The 5,309-nt window shown below is 73.8% G+C and carries 4 protein-coding genes; 1 reads left to right on the top strand and 3 read right to left on the bottom strand.

Annotated elements, in window-relative coordinates; translation table 11 throughout:
• Nucleotides 1-131: 131 nt before the first annotated feature.
• Nucleotides 132-1,160, bottom strand: a complete 1,029-nt coding sequence (locus ACFXAZ_RS18830) for a hypothetical protein (protein WP_384591968.1) — start codon at nucleotides 1,158-1,160, stop codon at nucleotides 132-134.
• Nucleotides 1,161-1,226: 66 nt separating this feature from the next.
• Between ACFXAZ_RS18830 and ACFXAZ_RS18835 the strand changes: the two genes are divergently transcribed.
• Nucleotides 1,227-1,592 (top strand): NTP pyrophosphohydrolase, encoded by a 366-nt coding sequence (locus ACFXAZ_RS18835; protein ID WP_384591971.1) that lies wholly within the window; start codon nucleotides 1,227-1,229, stop codon nucleotides 1,590-1,592.
• 125 nt (nucleotides 1,593-1,717) lie between these two features.
• Here ACFXAZ_RS18835 and ACFXAZ_RS18840 read toward each other — a convergent pair whose 3' ends face one another.
• Nucleotides 1,718-3,553, bottom strand: a complete 1,836-nt coding sequence (locus ACFXAZ_RS18840) for a glycosyltransferase family 39 protein (RefSeq protein WP_384591974.1) — start codon at nucleotides 3,551-3,553, stop codon at nucleotides 1,718-1,720.
• Nucleotides 3,554-3,634: 81 nt separating this feature from the next.
• Nucleotides 3,635-5,146: an amino acid permease gene (locus ACFXAZ_RS18845; RefSeq protein WP_384591976.1), complete on the bottom strand. Its 1,512-nt coding sequence runs from the start codon at nucleotides 5,144-5,146 to the stop codon at nucleotides 3,635-3,637.
• Nucleotides 5,147-5,309: the final 163 nt, after the last annotated feature.

Below are 5,309 nucleotides of genomic sequence, written 5' to 3' on the forward strand. Positions count from 1 at the left end.
GGAGGAAACCGGCGTTCTGCTGTCTTCACGGTGCGGACCGTGGGGGCTGGTCGCGCCCACGCGGCGGAGCCGCATATCGATGCGGCCCCGCGCCCCTCAAAGGGCGTTGCCGCTCACGGCGATGGAAATGGCTAGGGGATCTCCTGCCACGCCGCCAGAGCCAGGCCCGGTTCATCCTTCTGGCGGGCCACCCTCAGCACGCCCTCCGGGGTCACGCTCGCCGCGACCACTCGGCCCTGTGCGTCCTCCGCGAGGGAGATGCGGCTGCCGGGCGGGAGTCGGGGGCCGGACTCGGTCCACCACAGGCCCGCGGACTCCTGTTCCGTCGGGTAGGCGGCGAAGGCGATGCGGCCGGAGGCGGCGTGCTGGGCCAGGACGGTGCAGTCGTGGCCCTCAAGGACACAGCGCAGGGTGGCGACCGGGCCGGGGCCCGCCGCCGGGAGCAGGGCGATGGGGTCGGTGCCCGGACGCCAGGCGTAAAGGGTGCCTTTCGGGTCGGTGTAGTAGAGGGTCGTGTTCTCCTTCGACGTGGGCAGGGCGGAGAGGGAGCCCGGTTCGACCGGGACGCGCAGGGGTTCCCCGGCGACCGGGCGGGCGCCCGCCTCCTCCTGGTGCCAGCGCAGGATGCCGTCGGGGTTGCTGGCGTACACCTCGACCAGGCCGGACTCGGCGGTGACGGCGGCGAGTTCCTCGTGCACCTTGGAGCCGCGCAGGTCGTGCCAGGCGTTCCAGCCGCCGCGGGACTTCTGGTTGACGGTCATCACGCCGAGACCCCGGTTGCGGACGAAGACGTACGCCCGCCCCGCCTCGTCGACGGCCACGGCGGGGCCGCCGGTGCGCGCGCCCTGTTTGTTGGGGTGGCCGAAGGGATGCCAGTCCAGGGGGGCGAGCAGCGGGCGGAAGTGGGTGGAGTGGACCAGGCCGTGCTCATCGCCCCGGGTCGGGCGCCAGGCCACCAGATGGGAGTAGCCGTCGGCGCCCTGGGCGAGGGCGAAGCCGCCGTGCAGGCGCTGTTCACCGCCGACCCGGCGGGGCGGGCCCCAGGGGCCACCGGGGACGCTCTCGGCGCGGCACCGGACGGCGTCGGCCGAGGGGAGGTAGACGCCGAGCCTGCCGTCGCGGCCACGTATGAGCCAGTCGCCGTTCACTGTACGGACCATTGACACGGCCCCACTTTAATCGGGTGCCGGAGCGTCCCCCGCGCGGGTCCGTGCGACCCTGACCCCATGAGTGACGCCCTGCTGGTGATCGTGGACGGCGCGAACGTGGTCGGGTCGGTGCCCGACGGCGGGTGGAAGGACCGGCGCGGCGCGGCCGAGCGACTCCGCGACCGGCTGGCGGCGGACGGGCTGCCGGGGCGGGCCGGGCCGGTGGAGATCGTGCTGGTGGTGGAGGGCGCGGCGCGCGGGGTGGATTCGGTGGCCGGGGTGCGGGTGGAGGACGCGCCGGGCAGCGGGGACGACCACATGGTGGACCTGGTGACCCGCGCGGCGGACCGCCCGACCCTGGTGGTGACGGCCGACCGCGAACTGCGCCGCCGGGTGACGGAACTGGGCGCGGAGGTCACGGGCCCGCGGGCGGTACGGCGATAGGGGCCATGGTCGTAAGAGGCCGAACCCTTCGTTCGCGTTTCGCGAGCCGTGGCTGGACTGTTGGGCATGGCGGCGGGACAGGTCGAGGCGGACTTCGCCGTCGGTGCGCGGAGCCGTGCCGGACGTCAACGCGTACGGGCGTAAAGGACCGCCCCGTCCACGCGCTCGACCTCCTCGTAGTGGGCGGTGAGCAGGCGGTGCAGGGTGGGGATGTGGTCGGGGGCGTAGGGCAGGCCCCGGGAGTCGTCGACGATCAGGGCGGGGGCGTGGGCGGTGAGTTCGGTGCGGAAGACGGGGAGGGTGCCGGGGACGGCGTAGCGCTCGCCGACCTGGGGGCCGTCCCGGCCGCCGCTGTAGTTGGTGAGCAGGCCCGCGGTGAGGTAGCGGCTGGCGGGGGCGCGGTCGGCGAGCCAGTAGGTCTCCGGGTGCATGCCCCAGATCAGGACCCTCTCGCCGGGGTCGGTGTGGCGGGCGGTGGCGGCGGCGAGGCGCTGGGCGTGGGCGAGTTCGGGGCGCGGGGCGAACAGGCCCCAGGTGAGGAAGAGGGCGCAGCAGCAGGCGGAGATGAGCAAGGTGCGGGTGGTGCGCTCGCGGGGTGCGTGCTGGAGCGCGGCGGTGGCCAGCAGGGCCAGCGGGGGCAGGAGTTGCAGATAGTAGTGGCCGAAGAAGTGGAAACCGGCGCAGACCGCGGCGCCGGAGGCGGCGAGCCACAGCCACAGCTCACCGCCGAGCCGGGACGGGCGCGCCGCCTTCCGGGCGAGCAGCGGCAGCAGTCCCGCGCAGGCCGCCGCCAGGATCGCCGCGTTGCCCAGGCCGCGCAGCAGGACATGGAGTTCGGAGCCGGTGAGGGAGGCGTAGGCGCCGGATCCGGTGACCGTCCAGAACAGGAATCCGGCCGGGTCGGTGAGCAGCGCGGCGGCGAGGACGGGCAGCACGGCCCCGGCGGCGAGCCCGAGGAGGCTCCGGCGGTCGGCGTCCCGTCCCGAGCGCTGGGAGTTCCGGGTCTTCGGTGCCACCGCCCTGGCGGCCGGCCCGGGCAACCGACATCGGTCGGCGGTGGCGGCCGACCCGGGCAACGGCCGGCGGTCGGTGCCGACGGCGAGGCCGAGGAGGCGCCTGCGATCGGCCCCGGCGGCAGGCCCGGCCAACCGCCGCCCATCTGCGCGGGCGGCGAGCCCGGCCAGCCGCCGCCGTTCGGCACCGGCAGCCACCCCGAGCAACCGCCCTCGGTCGGCTCCGGCGGCAAGTCCAGCCGACCGCCCCCCGTCGGCCCCCACGGCGAGCCCGACCAGCCGCCGCCCGTCGGGACCGGCAGCCGCCCCGACCGACCCCCCTCGGTCGGCGCCGGCGCCGCGATGGCCGCGGTACCAGAGCCACAGCACCGGCAGCAGCACCGCTCCCCCGGTCTGCTTGACGAGGAAGGCGGCGGCGACGGCGAGACCGGCGGTGGTCCAGTGGCGGCGGTCGGCGCACCACAGGGCGGCGGCCGTGCAGGGCAGCATGAAGACCTCGAAACCGGCCGCCTGCGCGTCCTCGGGGTTCACTCCGATCGACACCAGCAGATACAGGATCCCGGCGGTGGCCCCGGCCCGGTCGCCCCAGCGGCGGCGGGCGAGCGACGCCAGCAGGACGGCGGTGAGCAACTGGGCGAGGACGGCCAGCGCCCGGACGACGGTGAGGGAGTCGGAGCCGTCCAGCGCGAACGCCGCCTGGTAGAGGAGGGGCACGAGGGGCGGCTTGCGGTCGACAACCGTCTCGTACAGCGTGCCGCCGTGGGCCAGTATGCGGGCCTGTACGGCGAGATAGCCCTCGTCGGGGCTCCACAGCGGGTGCAGGAACGACGGGACACGGGTGACGCAGGCCAGCAGGGTGAGCAGCGGCAGCAGCCGGGTCCAGTAGCCCGCCCGCGCGGTGGACTCGGCGGGTGACAGGGGACGGGGGATCACGGAGGCGGCGCGCACGCTCCGTACGCTATCCGGCCCCGCACGCCCCGGCGGAGCGGGACATACGGGGCCGGACGGCATCGAAAAGATCGGGGAGCCTTACTCCACGTCACCACCGGAGGCCGGGACGGCATCCTGCTCGCCGCGTGCCAGGCGGCTGTGGGTGCGGCCGTAGAGGAAGTAGACCAGGGCGCCGAGGATCATCCAGCCGGCGAACCGCAGCCAGGTCTCGGCGGGCAGGTTCAGCATCAGCCACAGCGACGCGCACACCGACAGGATCGGCAGCACCGGCACCCACGGGGTGCGGAAGGCGCGGGGCAGGTCGGGGCGGGTGCGGCGCAGCACGACCACACCGATCGCGACGACCACGAAGGCGAACAGGGTGCCGATGTTGACCAGTTCGGCCAGCTCGCTGAGCGGGGTGAACCCGGCGACGATCGCGATGATCACCCCGAGCAGGATGGTCGGCCGGTACGGGGTCCGGAAGCGGGGGTGGACGTAGGAGAAGAACCTCGGCAGCAGTCCGTCGCGGCTCATCGCGAAGAACACCCGGGTCTGGCCGAGCAGCAGGATCATGCAGACGGTGGTCAGGCCGATGGCGGCGCCGAAGCTGATCAGGCCCGCGTACCAGGGGTGTCCGGTGGCCTTGAAGGCGTCGGCGAGCGGGGCGGTGACGGACAGTTCGCTGTAGTGCTGCATGCCGGTCACCACGATCGACACGGCGACGTACAGGATCGTGCAGATGATCAGCGAGCCGAGAATGCCGCGGGGCATGTCGCGCTGCGGGTTACGGGTCTCCTCGGCGGCGGTGGCGACGACGTCGAAGCCGATGAACGCGAAGAACACGACGGACGCGGCGGTGAAGATGCCCATCACCCCGAAGTTGGCGGGCGCCCAGCCCACCAGCAGCTGGATCAGCGGCGCCTGGAGGTCGCCGCCCGCCGGCACCGGCTGGGACTCGGGGATGAACGGGTCGTAGTTGCTGCTGGTGATGAAGAACGACCCGGCGATGATCACGATGAGCACGACCGCCACCTTGATGGCGACGACGATGGAGGTGATCCGCGCGGACAGCTTCATGCCGAGCACCAGGATGCCGGTGAGCACCAGGACGAGCGCGGCGGCGAGGATGTCGAAGCCGAAGCCCACGGCCCCGTCCCGGCTGCCGAGCACCGCGGGCAGCTCCCAGCCCGCGTTGCCGAGCAGCGAGGCGACATAGCCGGACCAGCCGACCGCCACCACCGCCGTGCCCAGCGCGAACTCCAGCACCAGGTCCCAGCCGATGATCCAGGCGGGCAGTTCTCCGAGCGAGGCGTACGAGAAGGTGTAGGCGGAGCCGGCCACCGGGACCGTGGAGGCGAACTCGGCGTAGCAGAGCGCGGCGAGCGCGCACACGACGCCGGCCACCACGAACGCCAGGGCCACCGCGGGTCCCGCGTTGTTCTTGGCGACCGTGCCGGTGAGGACGAAGATGCCGGTGCCGATGATCACACCGACGCCGAAGACCGTCAGATCCAGCGCGGACAGGGATTTCCTGAGCGCGTGCTCGGGCTCCTCGGTGTCGAGGATGGACTGCTCGACCTTCTTCGTCCGGAAGAGGGTGCTGCTCACGGGGGTACCTCCACGCTTGTCGTCCCCGACATGATCGAGAGGGGGTGGCCCGCGCATGCCCCGGCACGGCCGCCGTCACGCGAACGGGCCGGGGGGGGGGGGGGGCCCGGCGGGGGGGGGGGGGGGGCGGGGGGGGTGGGGGGGGGGCGGGGGGGGGGGCGCG

The organism is Streptomyces sp. NPDC059477, from assembly GCF_042749375.1.
Classification (GTDB): domain Bacteria; phylum Actinomycetota; class Actinomycetes; order Streptomycetales; family Streptomycetaceae; genus Streptomyces.